This window comes from Leekyejoonella antrihumi, assembly GCF_007845645.1.
GTDB lineage: Bacteria > Actinomycetota > Actinomycetes > Actinomycetales > Dermatophilaceae > Leekyejoonella > Leekyejoonella antrihumi.
The window spans coordinates 106,855-127,374 of sequence record NZ_VCQV01000003.1 but is presented as its reverse complement, the minus strand read 5'-3'; the positions used below and the strand labels follow the sequence as shown (position 1 = coordinate 127,374).

At 67.5% G+C, this 20,520-nt stretch carries 18 protein-coding genes, 1 tRNA gene and 1 pseudogene; 9 read left to right on the top strand and 11 right to left on the bottom strand.

Translation table 11 applies throughout. From position 1 onward, the window contains the following. Window positions 1–3: 3 nt before the first annotated feature. Window positions 4–1,218 carry an ATP-grasp domain-containing protein gene (locus FGL98_RS03200; RefSeq protein WP_146315218.1) on the bottom strand — a complete coding sequence of 405 codons (1,215 nt, stop codon included), beginning with the start codon at window positions 1,216–1,218 and terminating at the stop codon, window positions 4–6. A 118-nt stretch (window positions 1,219–1,336) separates the two neighbouring features. On the opposite strand from FGL98_RS03200, the gene dinB reads away from it, so the two are divergent. Continuing rightward, window positions 1,337–2,590 carry a DNA polymerase IV gene (dinB, locus tag FGL98_RS03195; protein WP_146315217.1) on the top strand — a complete coding sequence of 418 codons (1,254 nt, stop codon included), beginning with the start codon at window positions 1,337–1,339 and terminating at the stop codon, window positions 2,588–2,590. 78 nt (window positions 2,591–2,668) lie between these two features. On the opposite strand, the gene FGL98_RS03190 is transcribed toward dinB, so the two are convergent. Then, window positions 2,669–3,469 (bottom strand): hypothetical protein, encoded by an 801-nt coding sequence (locus tag FGL98_RS03190; RefSeq protein ID WP_146315216.1) that lies wholly within the window; start codon window positions 3,467–3,469, stop codon window positions 2,669–2,671. Window positions 3,470–3,562: 93 nt separating this feature from the next. Between FGL98_RS03190 and FGL98_RS03185 the strand changes: the two genes are divergently transcribed. Next, on the top strand, window positions 3,563–4,081 hold the full coding sequence (locus FGL98_RS03185) for a peptidylprolyl isomerase (RefSeq protein ID WP_146315215.1): 519 nt from the start codon (window positions 3,563–3,565) through the stop codon (window positions 4,079–4,081). Continuing rightward, entirely contained in the window at window positions 4,078–4,947 is an 870-nt protein-coding gene (locus tag FGL98_RS03180) for a rhomboid family intramembrane serine protease (protein ID WP_146315214.1), read from the top strand. The genes FGL98_RS03185 and FGL98_RS03180 overlap by 4 nt, the downstream gene beginning before the upstream one ends. A gap of 478 nt (window positions 4,948–5,425) precedes the next feature. Here FGL98_RS03180 and FGL98_RS03175 read toward each other — a convergent pair whose 3' ends face one another. Beyond that, on the bottom strand, window positions 5,426–5,830 hold the full coding sequence (locus FGL98_RS03175) for a cell division protein CrgA (RefSeq protein WP_246136346.1): 405 nt from the start codon (window positions 5,828–5,830) through the stop codon (window positions 5,426–5,428). Window positions 5,831–5,901: 71 nt separating this feature from the next. On the opposite strand from FGL98_RS03175, the gene FGL98_RS03170 reads away from it, so the two are divergent. Together FGL98_RS03170 and FGL98_RS03165 are read left to right on the top strand one after the other, a co-directional pair. Further along, window positions 5,902–6,645 carry a DUF881 domain-containing protein gene (locus FGL98_RS03170; protein WP_146315213.1) on the top strand — a complete coding sequence of 248 codons (744 nt, stop codon included), beginning with the start codon at window positions 5,902–5,904 and terminating at the stop codon, window positions 6,643–6,645. Continuing rightward, window positions 6,642–7,268: an aminodeoxychorismate/anthranilate synthase component II gene (locus tag FGL98_RS03165; RefSeq protein ID WP_146315212.1), complete on the top strand. Its 627-nt coding sequence runs from the start codon at window positions 6,642–6,644 to the stop codon at window positions 7,266–7,268. The genes FGL98_RS03170 and FGL98_RS03165 overlap by 4 nt, the downstream gene beginning before the upstream one ends. A gap of 6 nt (window positions 7,269–7,274) precedes the next feature. Here FGL98_RS03165 and pknB read toward each other — a convergent pair whose 3' ends face one another. From pknB to FGL98_RS03130, 7 genes are all read right to left on the bottom strand, one after another. Further along, on the bottom strand, window positions 7,275–9,134 hold the full coding sequence (gene pknB, locus FGL98_RS03160; RefSeq protein WP_246136345.1) for a Stk1 family PASTA domain-containing Ser/Thr kinase: 1,860 nt from the start codon (window positions 9,132–9,134) through the stop codon (window positions 7,275–7,277). Window positions 9,135–9,153: 19 nt separating this feature from the next. Further along, window positions 9,154–9,957, bottom strand: coding sequence for a serine/threonine-protein kinase (locus FGL98_RS26160; RefSeq protein WP_146315211.1), 804 nt, complete (start codon window positions 9,955–9,957; stop codon window positions 9,154–9,156). 55 nt (window positions 9,958–10,012) lie between these two features. Continuing rightward, the gene (locus tag FGL98_RS03150) at window positions 10,013–11,467 is read right to left on the bottom strand and encodes a peptidoglycan D,D-transpeptidase FtsI family protein (protein ID WP_146315210.1); all 1,455 of its coding nucleotides are present in this window, start codon (window positions 11,465–11,467) and stop codon (window positions 10,013–10,015) included. 109 nt (window positions 11,468–11,576) lie between these two features. Further along, window positions 11,577–12,947 (bottom strand): FtsW/RodA/SpoVE family cell cycle protein, encoded by a 1,371-nt coding sequence (locus FGL98_RS03145; RefSeq protein WP_146315209.1) that lies wholly within the window; start codon window positions 12,945–12,947, stop codon window positions 11,577–11,579. Then, window positions 12,944–14,221: a PP2C family protein-serine/threonine phosphatase gene (locus tag FGL98_RS03140; RefSeq protein WP_146315208.1), complete on the bottom strand. Its 1,278-nt coding sequence runs from the start codon at window positions 14,219–14,221 to the stop codon at window positions 12,944–12,946. The genes FGL98_RS03145 and FGL98_RS03140 overlap by 4 nt, the downstream gene beginning before the upstream one ends. A 5-nt stretch (window positions 14,222–14,226) precedes the next feature. Then, on the bottom strand, window positions 14,227–14,700 hold the full coding sequence (locus FGL98_RS03135) for an FHA domain-containing protein FhaB/FipA (protein ID WP_146315207.1): 474 nt from the start codon (window positions 14,698–14,700) through the stop codon (window positions 14,227–14,229). Beyond that, window positions 14,697–15,563: an FhaA domain-containing protein gene (locus FGL98_RS03130; protein WP_146315206.1), complete on the bottom strand. Its 867-nt coding sequence runs from the start codon at window positions 15,561–15,563 to the stop codon at window positions 14,697–14,699. The genes FGL98_RS03135 and FGL98_RS03130 overlap by 4 nt, the downstream gene beginning before the upstream one ends. A gap of 146 nt (window positions 15,564–15,709) precedes the next feature. Between FGL98_RS03130 and FGL98_RS03125 the strand changes: the two genes are divergently transcribed. The 3 genes from FGL98_RS03125 to FGL98_RS25200 all read left to right on the top strand — a co-directional run bounded on the left by FGL98_RS03125 (window position 15,710) and on the right by FGL98_RS25200 (window position 17,238). Continuing rightward, window positions 15,710–15,796 (top strand) — tRNA-Leu (locus tag FGL98_RS03125). 139 nt (window positions 15,797–15,935) lie between these two features. After that, window positions 15,936–16,157 carry a helix-turn-helix domain-containing protein gene (locus FGL98_RS03120; protein WP_186525950.1) on the top strand — a complete coding sequence of 74 codons (222 nt, stop codon included), beginning with the start codon at window positions 15,936–15,938 and terminating at the stop codon, window positions 16,155–16,157. Between the two features lie 730 nt (window positions 16,158–16,887). Further along, the gene (locus tag FGL98_RS25200) at window positions 16,888–17,238 is read left to right on the top strand and encodes a hypothetical protein (RefSeq protein WP_186525949.1); all 351 of its coding nucleotides are present in this window, start codon (window positions 16,888–16,890) and stop codon (window positions 17,236–17,238) included. A gap of 902 nt (window positions 17,239–18,140) precedes the next feature. Here FGL98_RS25200 and FGL98_RS03110 read toward each other — a convergent pair. Further along, window positions 18,141–18,689, bottom strand: coding sequence for an AAA family ATPase (locus FGL98_RS03110; RefSeq protein WP_342779935.1), 549 nt, complete (start codon window positions 18,687–18,689; stop codon window positions 18,141–18,143). 174 nt (window positions 18,690–18,863) lie between these two features. On the opposite strand from FGL98_RS03110, the pseudogene FGL98_RS03105 reads away from it, so the two are divergent. Continuing rightward, window positions 18,864–20,434 (top strand): annotated as a pseudogene (locus FGL98_RS03105) (ISL3 family transposase). The last annotated feature ends 86 nt before the right edge of the window (window positions 20,435–20,520 follow it).

Sequence of the window (20,520 nt, the reverse complement as noted above, 5' to 3'; positions counted from 1 at the left end):
GGTTCATGAAGCATGCACCTGGATGAGGTCGCCGACGGTGTCGAGCATCTCGCGCAGTGCGTCGAAGTCCGGGTGCTTGAAACGCATCCAGGCGTTCGCCATGTATCCGGCCTCGATCGGCTGGGTCCCTTCACCGACCGGAAGGTGCGCGTCGATCAGCCACTGGCCGTACTGCTCGTTGACCTGCTCCAGCCCGTCGATGTGGGTGATCAAGCCGTCCCGGTCCGGTCGCAGCGCAATGATGCCCGCGGCATACTGCCTGCTCGGCCGATGCCACACCTGACCGTGCACGATCGCGTCCGCCCACCCGCGATAGAGGTCGATGTCGTTGCCGACGCAATAGAGGTCCCAGCAGCCGACGCCCGGTGGGCGTGCACCGATCTCGCTGAACCTCAGTCCTTTCGGGCCGATGAAGTACTCCATGTGGGTGGCGGAGGTCTCGATGCCGAGGACGTCGTTGACGCGTTCGCCGAGCTCACGCAGCTCGCCGTAGAACGGCACGGTGTCCACCTGGTTGGTCGAGATGTACTGCGGGCTGATCCAGCGGTGCCGCATGCCCTCGAGCACGTTGGGGTAGTAGTGGCAGGAGAAGTCCAGCGCGATCCGGCCGCCGACCGACACCGTGTCGTAGAAGCCTTCATGCCCCTCCACGAATTCCTCCACAGCGATCGACTCCACCCCCTCGAAGGTCTGCAGCGCCCGCTGCAGCTGTGCATATGACGTCACTCGCACGGTGCCCGCCGCACCGGCACCGTCACGCGGCTTGAGGATGATCGGGTAGCCGTGCTCGTCGACGAAGTCGCGCACGTCGTCGGCATTGTGCGCGGCCCTGGACGCCGCGGTCGGCACGCCCGCCTCGCGCAGCACCTGCTTCATCGTCGGCTTGTCACGGCACAACCAGGTGGTGTGCACCGAGGTTCCCGGGATCGAGGTGGCCTCGCGAGCAAGCGCCACCGGCATCATGTGTGACTCGATGGTCGACTCCATCCCGTCGATCCACGCCATCCCCTGGAAGTGCTCGACCGCAGTCTCCAACTGCTCGACGTCGGTGACCGAGCCGACCTCGTAGTAGTGAGTGATCCACGACTTCAGCTCGTCATCGAGCCAGTCCCACGGCGTCTGCCCGATCGCGAAGACGGTCGCGCCGACCTGGGAGAGCGCCCGCACATACTCCCGCTGGTTGCGGGGGAAGTTGGGCTCGACAAAGATGATGTTCACACCTGAGAGCGTAGCCACATCGCGGCTGCCGTGGCCCCCGAACAGCGGCAGCGCCCACCGCACGTCGACCCGGTCCTCGAGGTGGCGCCGGCGCCCACAATATGCGAACATTTGTTCTATGTTCATCGACGGTGGCGAGGAGGGGCGGTTCCTGCATGCCGACCTCGACTCCTTCTTCGCCTCGGTCGAGCAGCGGGACGACCCGAGCCTGCGCGGGCGGCCGGTGCTCGTCGGTGGAGGCGTCGTGGTCGCCGCCAGCTATGAGGCGCGCGCCGCCGGCGTGCGAGCGCCGATGGGCGCCCGGGCAGCCCGCCGGCTGTGCCCCGACGCCGTGGTCGTGCCGCCGCGGATGGGGGCCTACGCCCAGGCGAGCGGAGCGGTCTTCGCGATCTTTCGGGACATCACGCCGCGGGTCGAGGGCATCTCGATCGATGAGGCGTTCCTGGACGTCGGCGGCCTGCGTCGCCTGGCGGGCGCGCCCACCGCCATCGGGACCGGGCTGCGCGGGAGGGTCCGCGCCGAGGTGGGTCTGCCGATCTCGGTGGGGATCGCCGGGCCCAAGTTTCTGGCGAAGGTGGCCAGCGCCGCGGCCAAGCCTGACGGCCTTCTCAGTGTGCCCGTAGGCGGTGAGCTGGCATTTCTCCATCCGCTGCCCGTCGAGCGCCTCTGGGGTGTGGGCCCGGTCACCGCGGCAACGCTGCACACCCACGGCATCGCCACCGTCGGTGATCTGGCTCGGCACCCGCAGGAGTGGCTCGCCGCCCAGGTGGGCACCGGCGCGGCGCGCCATCTGTATGCGTTGTCCCAGGCGCGCGATCCGCGCGGCGTCGACAGCGGCCGACGACGCAGGTCGATCGGTGCACAGCGGGCGATCGGTCGCGGTCCGCACAGCCAGGCGCAGCTCGATGCCGTGCTGGTCGGGTTGCTCGATCGGGTGTGCGGCAGGTTGCGGGAGGCCGGCCGCAGCGCCCGCGGCGTCACGCTGCGGGTGCGGTTCGGCGACTATACCCGGGCGACGCGCTCGCAGACGCTCGACGGCCCGGCCGACTCCACCCCCGTGCTGCTCGCGGTTGCCAGGTTGCTGCTGGCATCGGCGCATGAGCGGATCGTCGCCGATGGCATCACGCTGCTGGGTGTCAGTCTGCACGGGTTGGACAACCATGGCGTCGTGCAGTTGGCGCTGCCGTTCGAGGTCGGGGCGGGAGGCTGGGATCCGCCGCCGGCCGCCGTACGCGACCAGGGGTCGCTCGACCGCGCCGTCGACCAGGTGCGGGGCCGGTTCGGCACCTCGGCACTCACGCGGGGCGTGCTCGTCGGGCGCGACCCCGGCATACAGATGCCGGTGCTGCCGGATGGGCACGGCGCACAGTGATCGACCACCGCCGCACGACAAACCGGCCGCAGACCCCCTTGCGGAGACCTGCGGCCGGTTGGTCGTCGTCGAGCGGTGCTAGCCCTTGGCCGCGTGCTTGCCGCGACCGTCCGCGTCGCCGGACAGGGCGTCGTCCGCCTTCTTCTCCGCGTCGCCGACCAGGTCGCCACCACTGCCTGCGGGCTGCGCGGGAGCCGTCGTCGGCCGGTTCGTCTTGGCAGCCTTCGCCTTCTTGTCGGCATAGATCAGGTAGGCGGCCACCCCGCCGAGCACCAGGCCCGCGGCGATGAGCAGCCCGCCCTTCTTCTTGCGCTTCTTGACCGCCGGGACCACCTGCTCGACAACCTGCTGGGCCTGCCTCGGCATTGCCGCGTAGGCGGAGGCGCCGGCCGCTGCCGCGGTGCCGACGGCTGCTTGAGCGGCGTCATTGAACCGGGAGAACTGCGACTGGCCCGCATCCGCGGCGGTGTCCCGCGCGGCGGCGGCCTGCTCCCGGAGTTCGTCGAGGTGCGGCCGCGCGGCCTTCCTCGCCCGCTTCACGTGCGGCTGCGCGGCCTCCCTGAGTTGATCCACGTGCGGCTCGGCGGCATCCTTCAGTTTGTCCACCTGTGGTCCCGCCGCCTCCTTGACCTTGTCGAGCTGTGGCTGCGCCGCCTCCTTGAGATGGTCCAGGTGTGGCTGCGCCGCGTCCTTCACCTTCGTCAGGTGAGGCGCCGCGGCTGCGGCAGCGTCACCCGCCTTGTCGGCCGCAGTGTGCACGGCGTCCTCGAGGGCGGGGCGGGCCCTTTCCCTGGCCGCCTCGAGGGAGTCGGAGGTGGTCGACAGCACGTCGCTCACCTTGTCCTTCACCGCGTCAGTGCGCGACTTTTTCTTCAGCACGGATAGTCCTCCTTTGCCGGTCCTTGCTCATCCTGCCTTGTCGTGCCGGTCCTCGCCAAGGTAGGAGGCGGTGAACATGCGAGACTTTCTCCCATGATTGCGACACTGCACACGAACCATGGCGATATCAACCTGACGCTGTACCCGAACGACGCCCCGAAGACCGTCGACAATTTCGTCGGTCTTGCCGAGGGCACCAAGGAGTACAAGGACGACGCCGGGCGCACCAGTCCGACGGCCTTCTACGACGGACTCACCTTCCACCGCATCATCCCGGGATTCATGATTCAAGGTGGTTGCCCCAAGGGCATCGGCATCGGCGGACCGGGCTTCGAGTTCGACGACGAGATCTCCCCCGACCGCAACTTCAGCGCGCCCTACATGCTGGCCATGGCCAATGCCGGCAAGCGCGGCGGCAAGGGCACCAACGGCTCGCAGTTCTTCATCACCGTTGGTGCGACCACCTGGCTGCACGGCAAGCACACCATCTTCGGTGAGGTCGCCGACCAGCCCAGCCGCGACGTCGTCGACAAGATTGCGGCGGTCAAGACCGGTGCGAATGACAAGCCGGCGCAGGCCGTGGTCATCGAGAAGGTCAGCGTCCAGCATTGAGCGACTCGCAGCCGCCGCCGACGTGTCCGCGACATCCGGACCGGGTGTCGTATGTGCGCTGTCAGCGGTGCGACCGGCCGACCTGTCCGGAGTGTCAGCGGCCGGCCGCGGTGGGCATCCAGTGCGTGGACTGCGTGAAGCAGGCCAACAAGGGTGCCCGCCAGCCGCGCACCGCCGTCGGTGGTGCTCTCGCGCACGGCCGGCCGGTGGTGACACTCACCCTGATCGCGATCTGCGTCGCGGTCTGGCTGGTGCAGTGGGTTTATCCCCCGATCACCAGTGACATGCTCTTCGCGCCCGTTCAGGGTGAGCATCAGCCGTGGCGGTTGCTCACCTCCGCCTTCGTGCACTCGCCGAGGACGATCTTCCACATCGGCTTCGACATGTATGCGCTGTGGATCTGCGGGCAGTATCTCGAGCCCCTGCTCGGCCGGGCGCGATTCCTGGCGCTCTACCTGATCTCGGCGCTCGGCGGCTCGGTCGGCTACGTCCTGCTCGCCACGACACCCTCGTCACCGACCGACTACTACAACAGCGGCTGGTACACCGGCACGCTCGGTGCCTCCGGTGCCGTATTCGGCCTCTTCCTGGCGATGCTGATCCTCGGCCGCAAGCTCGGGCTGCGGACCGGCGGCCTCGTCGTCCTCATCGCGATCAATGCGGCGCTGAGCTTCATCGTGCCGAACATTGCCTGGCAGGTGCATGTCGGCGGTGCCGTGACCGGTGCCGTCTGCGGAGGCATCATCGCGGTGCTCGGCCGTGAGCACCGGCAGCTGCAGTGGGTCGGCCTGGCCCTGGTGGTGCCGATCCTGGTCGCGCTCGCGGCCTGGCGCTACTCCACGGTGACCTTGCCCGTCGGCTTCTGAACCGCCCGGCTTCATCCGGACCTGGAACACCGAACGGCAGACGGAACGCGCGACATGCCGCGCGTTCCGTCCGCCCTTGCACGTGAGATCGCGACTCATCTGAAGGTTGGCGCACATCGACGCCGGCGATGCCCGTATGCGGTGCGAATCGGCCGACACGTGCGCATTTCGACGCCAGCGACACCCGAATGCGCGCGACCGACCAACACCCACTCGGCGCTCGAGCAGGAACCGCCTTCCACCGGCCGTCCGGTGCGCCCGGGTCTGTGGATAAACCGGAGTTACATGGATGTAGTTCTCCCCAGCTGTGGACAGTGTTGTGGATAACTCACGTGATTTCGGGGGTGCGAAAAAGTTACATCGCTGTAGTTGTCCCCACTTGTGGATAACGCTGTGCACAACGCGTCGACGGGTCATCGGCATACAGCAATGCGCCAGGCCCGAATGGATCGGACCCGGCGCACGGTACGGAGTGCGGTCAGCGCCACCTGGTGGTCATCAGGAAGCCGACCATGATGGCGGCGAAACCGACGACGAGGTTCCAACTGGAGATCCCGGGAATGGGGTAGTCGGTCTGTGTCAGGTAGCAGACGACCAGCCAGATCAGGCCGACGACCATCAGGGTGACCATGGTGGGCACCCACCAGACCGGATTCAGCTCGTCGCTCTTGATCTTCTGCGGCTTCTGCCTCTGTGGCGTGCGCCGCCGGCTCGCGCTGCTCGTCGCCGTGGTGTCGGCGCGGCCCGGGGCCCTGGACGTGCCGGACTTCGTCTTCTTGTCGGCGGGCTTCTTGACGCCGCCCTTGTCGGTCGTCGAGGTCGCAGAATCCTTCGAGGTCTCCTTGGCGGAACCCACCGCGTTCTCCTTGTCGGAATCGCTCACAACTTCTCCTTAAGTACCGGCAGCTACGCTAGAGCGTAGATCACCGGCTCCACCTGGGAAGAAACGCCACCATGACGCAACGGCACAGCCGCTGGCGCTTCGTCGTGCCGGCGATCGCACTGAGCGCCGGTCTGCTCTTCGGCGTGAGCGCGGCAACGTCGCAGGGTGGTGACCTGCGGCCGAGCACGCAGGATCTGGTGACCGTGGTGACCGACGCGAACCGCAAGGTGGAGGTCCAGGCTGGCCAGGTGCGCAACCTGCAGCAGCAGGTCGATGGCCTGACGGCCGCGAAGGCACCCGGCTCTGCCCAGCTGTCGAAGACCGAGGCGCAGGTCGCGGCTCTCACCACGCCAGTGGGGCTGACCCCGGTCACCGGACCGACGGTGACCGTGACCCTGAACGACTCGAAGCGCGCCCCCGACACTCTGCCCCAGGGGGCGAACCTCAACTGGCTGCTCGTTCACCAGCAGGACGTGCAAGGCGTGGTGAACGCGTTGTGGCACGGTGGTGCCACCGCGATGATGCTGATGGACCAACGGGTGATCTCCACCTCGGCCGTCCGCTGCGTCGGCAACACCCTGCTGCTGCAGGGGCGCGTCTACTCGCCACCCTTCACGATCACCGCCATGGGCAACGTCAACGAGCTCAAGAAGTCCCTGCAGGACGACCCGGCGGTCAGCAACTACCGCGACTACGTCGCACTGGTCGGGATCGGCTACGACGTGCAGACCAGCAACAAGACCACCCTCCCGGCGTATGCCGGATCCCTGGACCTGCGCTATGCCAAGGTCCCCAGCACGAAGGGCACCCCGTGACCGACATCCTGGTCGTCGACAACTACGACAGCTTCGTCTTCACCATCGTCGGCTACCTGCAGCAACTGGGCGCGCAGTGCACCGTCGTCCGCAACGACGCGGTGACGCCGCAGGAGGCGCAGTCGTATGACGGGGTGCTGGTCTCGCCGGGGCCCGGCACCCCCGAGGCGGCCGGGGTCTCCATCGCGATGATCAAGGGCTGCGCGCAGCGCAGTCAGCCGATGCTCGGCGTGTGCCTGGGACACCAGGCACTCGGCGTGGTCTTCGGCGCCCGGGTCGGCACGGCGCCGGAGCTGCGGCATGGCAAGACCTCCCGCGTCATCCATGACGGCACCGGGGTGCTCGCCGGGCTGCCGACACCGTTCATTGCGACCCGGTATCACTCGCTCGCGATCGACTCCGACACCGTGCCGGACCAGCTGGCCGTCACCGCCAGGACCGATTCCGGCACGATCATGGCCGTGCGGCATACCTCCCTGCCCCTGGAGGGGGTGCAGTTCCACCCCGAGTCGGTGCTCACACAGGGCGGGCACCGGATGCTGGCCAACTGGCTGCAGAGCTGCGGGATGGCCGATGCCGTGGAGCGGTCCGTGGGCCTCGCCCCGCTCGTGCACCGGACCTGATCAGCCCTACGGCTTCGGTGGCTTGGTGGCCTTCGGGGTGGTGGACGGCGAGGTGCTCGAGGACGGGCTCGACGAGGAGCTCGACGACGGGCTCGACGAGCTGCTGGTCGATGACGGTGGCGGCGGAGTCACCGTGACGGTCGTGGGCGGCACGATGACCGGGGCGGGTGTCCCGACGACAATCGTCACATCGGAGTTCACCGCCACCTTGTTGCCGGCCTCCGGCACATCGATCACCTTGTTGACCTTGGCAGGGTTGGACGTCTCCTTGTAGGCGATCTTGCCGACGAGGTACTTAGCCGTCAGTGCGGCCTGTGCGGTTGCGGGATCCTTACCGACTAGGTTCGTCGGCACCGTGACCTGACCGCTGCTGATGACTAGAGTCACCGTCGACGACGGGTCGACGGCCGTGCCGATCGCGGGGGTGGTGCCGGCCACCTGGTTCGCGGGGAATTTCGTGTTGTCGACCTGCTTCGAGGACGGCGTCACATGGGTGAACCCCTGCGACTGCAGTATCGACATGGCCTGAGACTGCGACATTCCGGCGACATCGGGTATGGCGATGGTGCCCGGCCCGCCGGACACGCTCAGCAGGACCGCGCTGCCCAACTTGGCCTCCGTCCCCCCGGTTGGGTCCTGGTTGATGACGGTGCCCTTGGTGGCGTCATTCTGCACGGACTTGGTCTTCACCGTGAATCCGTCGGACTTCAGGACCCGCGTGGCCTGAGCGAGCGAGAACGTCCGCACGTCTTGGACCTTCGCGGTCTTGGCGCCGGTGTTGCCGTTCATCACCAGATAGCCGATCCCCAAGATGGCGAGCAGCGCACAGATGCCGGCCACGATCCACAGCCCGGTGCGGCGTCGGGGGTGGTCTTCGCCGGACATCTCGGCCGTGTAGTCGGACCGGCGCGCGGGTTCGGCCGCAACGGCTGGAGCGGTGCGGGTCAGTGCGTCGGCTCCTCCGGCACCGGCGGCCATGAGGGACGCGACCGCGGGCTCGCTCGGCTGTTGCCCGGTGCGGACCGTCTGGATATCGGTGCGGAAGTCGCCCGCGGTCTGGTAGCGCGTGTCCCGGGGCTTCTCCAACGCGTGCAGGGTGACCGCGTCCATCTCCCGGGACACGGACTGCTCGAACACCGACGGCGCCTTCGCCGGGTCGGTGATGTGCTGGTAGACCAGGCTGACCGCCTCACCGACAAAGGGGGTGCGGCCGGTGAGCAGCTCGAACAGCACGCACCCCGCGGAGTAGAGATCGGAGCGGGCGTCGACCGTCTCGCCCTGCGCCTGCTCCGGCGAGAGATAGCGTGCCGTGCCGACGACGGCCTGGGCGGACGTCATCGTGGCGCCGGTGTCGGCCAGCGCCCGCGCGATGCCGAAGTCCATCACCTTGACGCTCCCGCCACGCGTCAGCATGACGTTGCCCGGTTTGATGTCGCGGTGGACGATTCCCTTCTCGTGGGAGTACTCCAAGGCGGACAGCACACCCATGGTGATCCGGGCGGCCTCGTCGGAGGACAGCTTGCCCTCGTCGTCCAGGATCTCCCGCAGCGTCTTGCCGTCGATGTACTCCATCACGATGTAGGGCACGTCGATCTTGGCGCCGCCGGTCTCGATGAACACGTCCTCGCCGGAGTCGTAGACCGCCACGATCGCGTGGTGGGTCAGGCCGGCCGCCGACTGCGCCTCACGCCGGAAACGGGTCAGGAACACCGTGTCGCGGGCCAGGTCGGCGCGCAGCATCTTGATCGCGACGGTCCGCCCGAGGCGCGTGTCGTGCCCGATGTGCACCTCGGCCATGCCGCCACGACCGATGAGTTCACCGATCTCATACCGGCCGCCGAGTATGCGGGGTGCTGTGTCGGTCACCAGAGCTCCTTCGGCGTGGTCATCGGCTGGCCAAGACTGACAGGTGAAATGGTTTTGGTGAAGGGACCGGTGTCGGTGGGATGCCCGCCGCCGCCATCCGGACCGTCGCCGCCGCCATTCGTGAGCAGGATGCCGATGACGATCGCCACGATGACCACGACCGCGGCGCCGGCCGAGGCGGCTGCGCATACGGGCTGAATCCCATCCGTTCGCTGTCGGCGACCGCCTGGCGCAGCGCCCGCGCGAACTCTGCGGCGGAGTCCGGGCGGATGCTCGGGTCCTTCTCGAGCGCGGCGTGCACGACGGTCCGCACCGGTGGCGGCACGAACCGGGGCAGCGGCGGCGGAGGCTGGTTCACGTGCGCGAGGGCCAGCGCCACGGGCGCGTCGGCGTAGAACGGCCGCGACCCGGTCAGCATCTCGTAGGCGACGACGGTCAGGGAGTAGACGTCGGTGAGCGCGGTGGCCGTCTGCGCGACCAGCCCGACGGTGTCCGCTGCAGACAGCGTGGCGCGTTCGGCGATGATCTTCGACAAGGGCATGCCAGGCACGTATTCCATGACGAGGTAGGCGATGCCCTCGTCCTCGCCGTAGTCGTAGACCTGGGCGATGTTGCCGTGGGCGAGGGCGGCGGACAGCCGGGCCTCGCCCCGGAAGCGATCGGTGAATCCGATCTCGTCGGTCAGGCCCTCCTTGAGCAGCTTGATCGCCACCGTGCGGCCGAGGATGGCGTCGGTGGCCTTCCACACCTCACCCATGCCACCGGCCGCGATGCGATCGGTGAGCACGTAGCGGCCACTCAGCCGGTCTCCAGGCGCGCTCATCGACCGGTCTTCCGCTCTGCGGGTGACCGGCCGGCGCCCACCGTGTTCGGGATGTTCATTTCGAGGTCACCGCCTGCATCACCTTGCGGGCGATCGGTGCCGCAACGGTGTTGCCCGACGACCCCTGCTTCATGTTTCCGCCGTTCTCCACCACGACGGCCACGGCCACCTGGGGGTTGTCGGCGGGCGCGAACCCGGTGAACCAGTCGTCCGCGATCTGGTTGCCGCCGACCTGCGCGGTGCCGGTCTTGCCGGCCACCTTCATACCTGGCACCCGTGCGTTGCTGCCGGTCCCGCTGTTGACGACGGCCTCCATCATTGTCGTCAGCTGCTGGGCGACGCCCGGTTGGACCGCGGTCGACATCAGCTTGGGGTCGGTGCTTTGGATCACGTCGAGGTTCTTGTCGCGGACGGTCTGGACCAGGTAGGGCGTCATGAGCTTTCCGTTGTTGGCGATGGCGGCGCTCACCATGGCGATCTGCAGCGGCGTGGCGCGCACGTCGAACTGACCGATGGCCGACTGCGCCAGCTCCGGCAGGTTGGGGTTCGCCGGGAACACGCTCGGAGTCACGGCCAGGGGGATCTTCAGGTCCTGGCCCCAGCCGAACTTCTGCGCCTGGTTGCGCACTGCGGCTGCGCCGAGGTTCATCCCGACGGAGGCATAGGCCGTGTTGCAGCTGACCGCGAGCGCGTGGATCAGCGTGGTCTTGTCGTTCGGGCCGCACGGCTGCCCGTCATCGGTCGGCAGCGAGACGGTGGTCTGCGGCAGCTTGAGCCGCGCCGGCCCCGGCACCGTGGTGTTCGGGGTGTACTTGCCGCTCGCCAGGGCGGCGGCGCTGGTGACCAGCTTGAAGGTGGACCCCGGCGGGTAGAGGTTGCCGTTGATGGCCCGGTTGATCAGCGGATTGTTCGGTGCGTTGTTCAGCTGGGTCCAGGACTTCGAGACCGACGTCAGGTTGTGGCTGGCCAGCGGGTTCGGGTCGTAGGTCGGGCTGGTCACCATGGCGAGAATGGCGCCGGTCTTCGGATCGAGGGCGACGACGGCGCCCCGCTGGTTGCCGAGAGCCTCCGCGGCTGCCTGTTGCACCTTGGCATTCAGGGTCAGCTCGACGCTCGCGCCCTGTGGGGGTTTGCCGGTGATCACGTCGACCAGGCGGCGGTAGAACAGCCTGTCGGAGCTGCCGGACAGCAGCCCTCCTTCGGCTTGCTCGATGGCGCTGGCACCGTAGGTGAAGGAGTAGTAACCGGTGACGTCGGCGTAGAGCTTGCCGTTCGGATAGGTCCGACGCCATTTCAGGTCGTCGCTGGTCGGCTTGGAGATGGCGACGGCGTTGCCGCCGACGAGGATCGAACCGCGCTGCTTGCTGTAGGAGGCGAGAAGGGTCCGCCGGTTGCCGGGCCGGTTGTCCAGCGAGTTGGCCTGCACGAACTGGATGATGGTCGCAGCGACCAGCAGCGCGCAGAACATCAGGGCGACGACGGCCCCCAGGCGGCGGATCGGCGAGTTCACTGCGGCCCCCCGAATGTGCACTTTCGCCCGAGGGGCGCACCTCTAGCTGCGCCTTTCGGGCGAAAGTGCACAACTGGAGGCGGTGAGCTGGTTCCGCGGCTGGGGTGATTCATCGGGTCTTCACCACCTGGGTGTCGTCGGTGCCGAGCGTGGGCCCACTTTGTTCGATCGTGGGCTGGCGGGCCTGGTCACTGACACGCAGCAGGAGGGCGATGATCACCCAGTTGGCCAGCAGCGACGACCCACCGGCAGACATGAACGGCGTGGTGAGGCCGGTGAGCGGGATGACCCGGGTCACGCCCCCGATGACCACGAACACCTGCAGCGCGATGGAGAAGCCGAGTCCGGTGGCCAGCAGCTTGCCGAACCCGTCCCTGGCCGCGAGCCCGGCGCGCAGCCCGCGCTCCACCAGAAGCACGTAGAGCAGGATGATCGCGGTCAGCCCGACGAGCCCCAGCTCTTCACCGAAGGACGGGATGATGAAGTCGGAGTTGGCGAAGTAGGTCAGCTCGGGATGCCCCTGGCCCAGGCCGGTGCCGAAAAGCCCGCCGTTCGCCATACCCATGAGTCCGAGGGCGATCTGGTCGCTCATGCCTGGATGGAACGGGTTTATCCAGAGGGTGACCCGCTCCTGGAAGTGGGCGAAGAGCAGGTAGGCGATGTAGCTGCCGGCGAGGAAGAGGATCAGGCCGATGGCGATCCAGGACCGCCGCTCGGTGGCGACGTAGAGCATCGCGACGAAGATGCCGAAGAAGAGCAGGGACGTGCCGAGGTCGGACTCGAAGACGAGGACCGCGAGACTGGCCAGCCAGGCGATCATGATGGGGCCCATGTCACGAGCGCGCGGCAGGGGGAAGCCGAGGATGCGGCGACCGACCAGGGAGAGGGCGTCCCGGGTCTGCACCAGGTAGCTGGCGAAGAAGATGACGACCAGGATCTTGGAGATCTCGCTCGGCTGGAAGGAGAATCCGCCGATGCCGATCCAGATGCGCGAGCCGAGCACGCTGCGTCCGATGAACGGCAGCAACGGCAGCAGCAGCAGCACGAGGCCGCCGAGCGCAAAGGTGAAGGTGTAGCGCCGCAGCCGGCGGTGGTCCTTGATGACGATCAGTAGCACCGCGGCAACCACGATCGACAGGGCGCTCCACATGAGCTGTCGCACTGCGGCACCCTGGCCCAGGGTGTCCCCGTTGGCCAGGTCGAGCCGGTGGATCATCACCAGCCCGAGCCCGTTGAGGAGGGTGGCGATGGGCAGCAGAACCGGGTCGGCGTATGGCGCGCGCCAGCGCAGCACGAGGTGGAAGGCGAGCACGAGCACGGTGAACCCGACCCCCATCGGGACGATGTCGGCGGGCAGCCTGTTCTTGATCGCGATGCCGACATTGGCATAGGCGACCAGGACGATGGCGATCGCGAAGATCAGCAGCACCAGTTCGGTGCCGCGACGGGTGCGCGGGGTGACGGTGCTGACGGTGCTCACTGGGTGCAACTGCTCCCGTCGGGCAGGGCCATCTGGCACTTCACCATCTGCATCCGCATCTGCTCGACGATGCGAATGGCGTCCTGCTTGCTGTCGGCGGTGAGGGTGCCCTCGATCTGGGTCTGGTAGAAGTTGGGCAGATCGGTCAGGGCAACGTCCGAGGTGATGTTGACCGAGTGCAAGGAGATGGGGCCGAGGTTCTCGGGCACCCCTTGATAGATGGTGACCATGCCGTTGTGGGCGGCGACGTAGTACTGCCGCTGGGTCCACGCGTAGCCGAGCCAGGCGCCGACGGCTACGACGGTGATGACCAGCGCGAGGATCCCGAGTCGTCGCAGGAGACGAAATCGATGCGGGCCCTCTTCTGCCAGCACGGGGCCGGTGGGCTCGTCCTCCTCCGGAGGCTCGGCCGGAGGGTTGGCCTCACGGGTCAGGGCGGCGGCCTTCTCGGCGGGGGTGCGTGGCTGAGAGGGTTCGGCCGGCGGCAGGCCGATGGCTCGAGCGGATGCCGCGCCGACGACCTGCGGGGTATGCGAGGTGGGCTCGTCGCTGGGCACCACGTCGGCGACGACCACGGTGACGTTGTCCCGGGCGGACGCCTTCAGGGCGATCGCGATGAGGGCGTCGGCGATGTCGCCCGGCGGGCCCTTTCGGCCGACGATCTCCTCGATCGTGGCGGCCGCGACATAGTCGGAAAGGCCGTCGCAGCACAGCAGGTAACGGTCGCCGGCGTGCGCCTCGCGCATCGACAGGTCGGGCTCGTCGTCCGCGCGGCCGGTCAGGACGCGGGCGACCAGGTTGCGTTGGGGGTGGTGCTCGGCCTCTTGCGGTGTGATGCGCCCGTCGTCCAGCAGGGCTTGGACGAAGGAGTGGTCCTTGGTGATCTGGGTGAACACCCCGTCGCGCAGCAGGTAGGCGCGAGAGTCGCCGATGTTGGCCATGGCGAGCTTGCTGCCGGTGCGCAGGAACGCGACCAGCGTCGTGCCCATCCCCTCCAGCTCGGTGTTCTCGTCCATCTCGTCGCGCAGCCGCTGGTTGGCGTCGGCCACCGCACCGGCAAGGCGTTGGAGGGCCTCGTCGGCCCCGTAGTCCTCACCGTCCAGGTGCACCAGCTCGGCCACGACCGTGGAGCTGGCGAGGTCGCCGGCCGCGTGCCCGCCCATCCCGTCGGCCAGGACGAGCAGGTCGGGTCCGGCGTACGCCGAGTCCTCGTTGCGCGTCTTGGACCCGAGACCGAGGTCGGTCCGCGCCGCATACCGCAGGGCGACTGCCATACGTCCTACTTCCTGACCTCGAGGACGGTGCGTCCGATGCGGATGTGGGCGCCTTCGGTCAGGGGCAGGTGCTCACCGACGCGCTGATTGCCGACGAAGGTGCCGTTGGTCGAGCCGAGATCATCGACGAACCAGCCGTCGCCGTCGCGGTAGACGCGGGCGTGCCGACCCGAGGCGAAGTCGTCACTCAGCACCAGGGTGCACTCGGGGTTGCGCCCGATCAGCACGCCGCTCTCGGCGAGCGGGACGGTGATGCCGCGCATGGACCCGTCGACCACAGCCAGGTGCGTTGGACCCTTGCGCACTGCGCGCGGCGGACGCTTCGGCGCCTCGGTGCGGGTCGATCGGCCGTCTCGGGAGCGGGTGACCACCCGGGAGCCGTAGATGTCGCCACGGAGCACGCCGACGATGCTGAAGATGAACGCCCACAGCAGCACCAGCAGCCCGAGCCGGATGGCCGTGATCGTCAGCTCGCTCACCGATGACCCCCCTCGTGGACGATCATGGAGGTGCGGCCGACGGTGATCCGGTCGGCCTCCTGGACGCGGACACGGTTGATGCGCTCGCCGTTGACGAACGTGCCGTTGGTGGAGCCCAGGTCACTCAGGGTCATGATCAGGTGCGGTCCGTCATTCGTCACCCGGATTTCGCTGTGCCGCCTGGAGATCCCGGGGTCGTCAAGGATGACGTCGACGTCGTCGTCCCGGCCGATGACGGTGATGGCGCCGAAGAGCGGGTAGCGGTCGCCGTCGATGTCCAGCCAGGGGCGCTGCCGCACCCGGCGGGGCGCGGCCGGGCTGACGTTTAGCGCGGAGGTGGGCTGCGGTGCCGACTGTGGTTCCGGCGACGGGTGCCGCGCCGGCTCCGAGAACGGCTCGGCCTGCCAGGGCTCCGGCTCGGCGCGGCGTTGCTGCGGTGGCTCCTGGTAAGAGTGCCTCTCGGCTGCGGGGGGATGCGCGCCGGACGCCTGTTTCGCGATCGAGGGGCGCACCCGGAATACGCCCGTCTCCAGCGTGTCGTTCTCGGTGAACGACACGGTCACGGGTCCGCCCGGACGGTAGCGCTGCGTGTCTGCGTGCTCGGCCGCGGACGCGATGAGCTCGTCGGAGAGGGCACCCTGGTGGGCGGTGAGCCGCACGTAGTCGGTGCTGCTGAGCTCGATCGAGAACAGGTTGGGCACGATCGGGCGGTGGCCCTTGCCGACGCTGGAGGCCCGGTCATCCATGGCCCGGCGCAGGGCGCTCGCAATCTCGACCGGCTGTACCTCCGAACGAAATGCCTTGGCAAAAACTCCGTTGACTCCTTGCTCCAGACGTCGCTCAAACTTGTCGAACAGGCCCACGGGTGCCTCCTTCCCGGTCTCGACTGTGCACGCTCAGCGTCGCAATCCTAACTGTGGACTTGACGCTCACCACCCAGGCACGGGCTCCCGTGGGACGTCAGTTTGGAGATTCCGGGGTCGAAGGGGCAGACTAGGGCCCGCAACTCGCGCGAGTGGCGGAATAGGCAGACGCGCACGGTTCAGGTCCGTGTGCCCGAAAGGGCGTGGGGGTTCAACTCCCCCCTCGCGCACCAAGAAGGGTTTGCTCGGTTTTCGCAAAGAGTCGACAAACTCGAAAACCCGGGTTGACCTGGGGAAATGGCCCGCGACGGACAACCGTCGCGGGCCGTTCGCATGAGGTCGGAGTTCCGTACGCAAGTCCGAGGAGGGGCCATGGCTGAGCCCACCGAAGTGCGGGCCGCCTTTGGCGCCCGGGTGGCGGAGCTGCGTCGCGAGCAGGGTATGTCCCAGGCGGAGTTGGCGGCCGCGTCCGGTGTGGATCGGGTGACAGTCAGTCGGGTCGAGAGAGGGTTGCAGGACCTTGGAGTCGTGCGGCTGGTGGCGCTCGCTGACGCGCTGGATCGCCTTCCAGGAGATCTGCTCGACGGTCAGTAATGCCTGGGACGCATACAGCTGCCTGCGCCAGTATCCGCACAAGGTGAGAACCGACCGAGCATCTGGCCGACCTACTCAAGCGATTACGTGAGCGCGGGATCGATCATGCGTCGTCTACCTGTTGTCCGCGGATAACAGGTAGAAGCATGACGGTGCCGAGATCGAGTGTCTCTCCGAGCTGGCCCGCACCTTCGTAGCGGTCAAGGTCCCCAAATCTGAGAGGTGGCAGTTCTACATCGCCGGTGATGTACAGCTGCCTCTCCTGCCCGTTTCGTGTAGTGGAGCATTGCGGACTGCAATGGTTGCGACCGATGGCCGCCCGGCGCACTCTCATCGTCACGATCGGCTATGACCCGAGCCCAGGATGGCACCGATCGGCCACACTCCGGCGCACTCGAACTCCGATACCCGGACAACGGAGATTCCCAACGGACGAGTCAAGACTGTTGGCACCGTCGGGAAGCCGGTGCAGCCGTCGCTGCAAGCGGTCGAGCTAGGCGAGACACCACGACGGTCACAGGCATCCCGTTCACCGGTCGTCCTACGGACACCGCAAGAGCGGATTGTCAGTGCGTCGGTTTGCAGCAGCGCTTAGGCTGCCATGGTGCACCGCTGGTTCCATGTCTCCTCCACAGCCAACCGCGATTCGATCCGGGTGAATGGGCTGGACTGGACGAGGATGTCCACGGCGTCCGGGATAGCTGGCAGCCGCGTGGCTGAGGAAGCCGGCGTGTTCGTTTGCCAAGACGAGTCCGACGTGGACTTCTTCGCACGGATGAACAACACGGGTGGCCCCATAGACGTGTGGGAGATCACCGGGATAGAGGAGTCGCAGCTGCTGACCTCGGGGTCAGGTTTCTGCTACCTACCCGACACCATCGGGCCTGAGCGCATCACCCTCGTTGAGACCCGGGCACAGCCGGTTGACGCGGACGATGGGCACGACTATCCGCTCGACCAGGCCAACAGCGCCTACCGTAGCGGCGTGACCGTCACGCTCAGCGACGGGCAGGTCCTACCGGCCGCAGCAATTCATGGGTTCTTCCAAAGCCAGGGCGGCCGCGGCGGTCAAGACCGGTAGGGCCCGTCACCACCGGTAACCGCCGTCTTCGACGAGAGATCCATGGATGGCCGATTGTCTTGTGGGCGGCAGTTTGTCTGACCGTTGGCAGGCTTACCCGCCGACCTCGATCCGGACGTGGTGAGATCGCAGTGTGGTCGTGATTCTCTCTGAGCTGGGCTGCGCTCCGTCGTCCGGCTGGCCGGACTGGGTGGGGGCCGCCCCCTACGACCAGGCTTCGCATCCTGGAGCCGACACGACCTGGCCGATCTCCTCGGGCGCGAACTGTCAACGCTATGCGTACGCGGTTCTTGCGCTCTTCGGTCGCGCGGTACCGCCCCACCGCTCCAGCGCGCTCTGGGGCGACCCGAGATTCGCTCATGCACGCCGAGCGGAGGCTCAGCGCCTCGATCTCGCGCTCTTCAACCCGAGCAGCAAGGCGTGGGGTGCTCACGTGGCTATCGTCTTCGAAGGTCGCCTTCTGCACTTGTCCGCCGAGGTCGGATCCCCGGCGCTGTGGACGTGGGAAGAGTTTGGTGCGCGAGAGATACTCCCGTCTCGTCGGGGTGGTGCGTGTTCCACAAAGCGGTGTCGGTTAGGGAACCATCACCGGCGACGAGACGAACGATTGCAGCCGTGACCGTCCGAGGCTGTCCCGGCACCCTCTGATTGGGACTGCACCGCCTGGATACCGCTCGTCACGTGCCGCCGCCCGTGATGTTGATCAGATCTCACCAGTTACTCGAGGTGGCGTAAGTACCGCCATGGCGAATCGCAGAAGCTGCGGTGGTGCATCACGAGGTCGAGGTCATCCCAGGCGCGTCCGTGGCATCCGTCGTCGTCGAGTTCGAGGACGGTCGCCCCGGGCAGGCTCGCGATGATGGGCGAGTGCGTCGCAACGAGCACCTGAACACCGCCATTGGTCATCTCATGAGCTGGCCGACCAGGCGCAGTTGCGCAGTGAATGACAAGCCGGCCTCGGGCTCGTCCAGCACGTAGAAGCCGTCTCCGCGAAACCGCTTGGTCTCAAAGAGGGTGCGGAATGCCTCTCCGTGACTGAGCCGATGCAACTCCGGATCCAGGGTCGGACCTTCATTGCGCGTGCCGTCCAAGAACGTGAACAGGCCATGCATCGTCTCGGCGCGCACGAAGTAGCCCCACCGTGAGGCGCCGGCGCCTCGAACGAGCTGAAGCCAGTCGTGCAGTGGGGACTCGCTTGTCCAGGTGGTGTGGATCGCGCCGGTCGATCCACCTTCGCCGTTCATGCCGAATGCCATTGCGATCGCTTCGACCAGCGTCGACTTATCCGTGCCGTTCTCTCCGACCAACACGGCTGCCCGAGACAGGTCGAGACCCTCGTCAAGCAACTGCCGCACGGGCGCGAGGGAGGTCAGCCACTCTGATTCGATGACGGCATCAGGCCGCGCCTCGACCCGCCGCACCGGCGTGGGTGTCATCGACTCATTCGCCACAGTCGCAGACTACGGGCACGGACCCGCTCGGCCCTCCGCACCGCAACCGCCGCCAAGAACAAATTCGGTTCTGCCGCTGATCCCGCGGTTCTCCGAAAGCCGATGGCTCTGTAGCACTTTCGGTGGTACCGGGCGTGTCTGCTCCGGATCGGCGTGCTTGCCTGGCCAGCATGGGTGGTGAGTGATACAGCGAATTCCCTGGTCGAGACGGTCTTCTCGGGTCTGTCCGCGTTGAGGATCGACGGCGTCGAGGACGCCGGTGACGCGATCGTGGTTCACGCGGCCACCCGGGACCGCCCGGTGGACAGCCTCTCCTGCGGGGCGCCCGCGAGCAGCGTGCAGGCGTTCCACGAGCTTCTACCTGCGGATGTGCCGGTCGATGGGCGGCGCGTGCTGGTGCGGGTTCGGGTGCGTTGGATGCGCTGCCGCACGGGCACGTGCGCGCGAAAGACGTTCCGGGAGCAGATCCCCGGCCTGTTGGAGCGATACCAGCGTCGCACGGTCCGGTTGACCGAGCAGCTAGCTGCGATCGTCGCCGAGCTGGCCGGCCGCGCGTCAGCGCGGCTCGCGCCTGCCGTCGGGATCGCCGCCGGGAAGGACACCGCGGTCCGTGCCCTGCTGGCCATCACGCTGCCCGACCGGCCTGTCCCGCGGGTGCTGGGGATCGACGACTTCGCTTTGCGTCGCAGTCACGAGTACGCGACCGTGCTCATCGATGCCGTCAGCGGTCAGCGCATCGACGTGCTACCCGGCAGGGGCGCGCAGGTCGTGACCGACTGGCTTCGTGAGCATCCCGGGGTGCAGGTCGTGTGCCGGGACGGTTCGGCGAGCTACGCGCAAGCGATCCGCAACGCGCTGCCCACCGCGGTGCAGGTCAGCGACCGGTGGCACCTGTGGCACGGCCTGGTCGAAGCGACATTGAAGGAAGTAGCAGCGCACTCAACCTGTTGGGCAGGGGCGACCGGCCTGCAGGACGGGCGGCGGGCGGCCACGACCGCGCAGCGATGGTATTTCCCCAAGCACTTCGTGCAGGGCGGTACCCCCAGGTGCACGACCTGCTTGACCACGGCGTCGGCCTGGGCGACTGCGCCCGCCGGCTGAACCTCGGAATGAACACGGTCAAAAGGTACGCCCGGGCGGCCAAACCGGAGCGACTACAACGCGTCCCGCGGTACCGACCCACCCTGGTCGACCCCTACCGGGAACACCTGCGACGACGCCGCGCTGAGGACCCCGGCGTGAAAGTTACCCAGCTGCTGACCGAGATCCGTCAGTTGGGCTATACCGGTCATGCGAACCTCCTGCGGCGCTACCTGAATCAGGGCCGAGCCGACCAAGACCATGCTCACCTATCACCACGGCGAGCGACCCGGCTGCTGTTGACCAAGCCACGCAACCTGACCAAGCAGCAACGTGAGTGTCTCGACCGGCTTGCGTCCGCATGCCCCGAGATGACCGCGCTCCGTGACCGCGAGAAGGCATTCGCGCGACTGCTGACACCGCGAAAGACCAACGCTGCCAGGCTAGACGAATGGATCCGCGACGTGCACGCTGCCGATCTGCCGCACCTGCAGTCCTTCGCCCGCGCCCTGCAACAAGACCATGCCGCGGTTGTCGCAGCATGCACGACGCCCCATCACAACGGCAGGACAGAAGGCGCGAATACGCGCACCAAGATGCTCAAACGGCAAATGTACGGCCGCGCCGGATTCCCGCTGTTAAGCCACCGAATCCTCCTCGCCTGAACCACCATCGAAAGTGAGCCAGAGCCAAATTTGCGATAGTCCCCCGCCGCGGTCTTGACCTGCCGGCCGGGGCCGACACCGCGGGC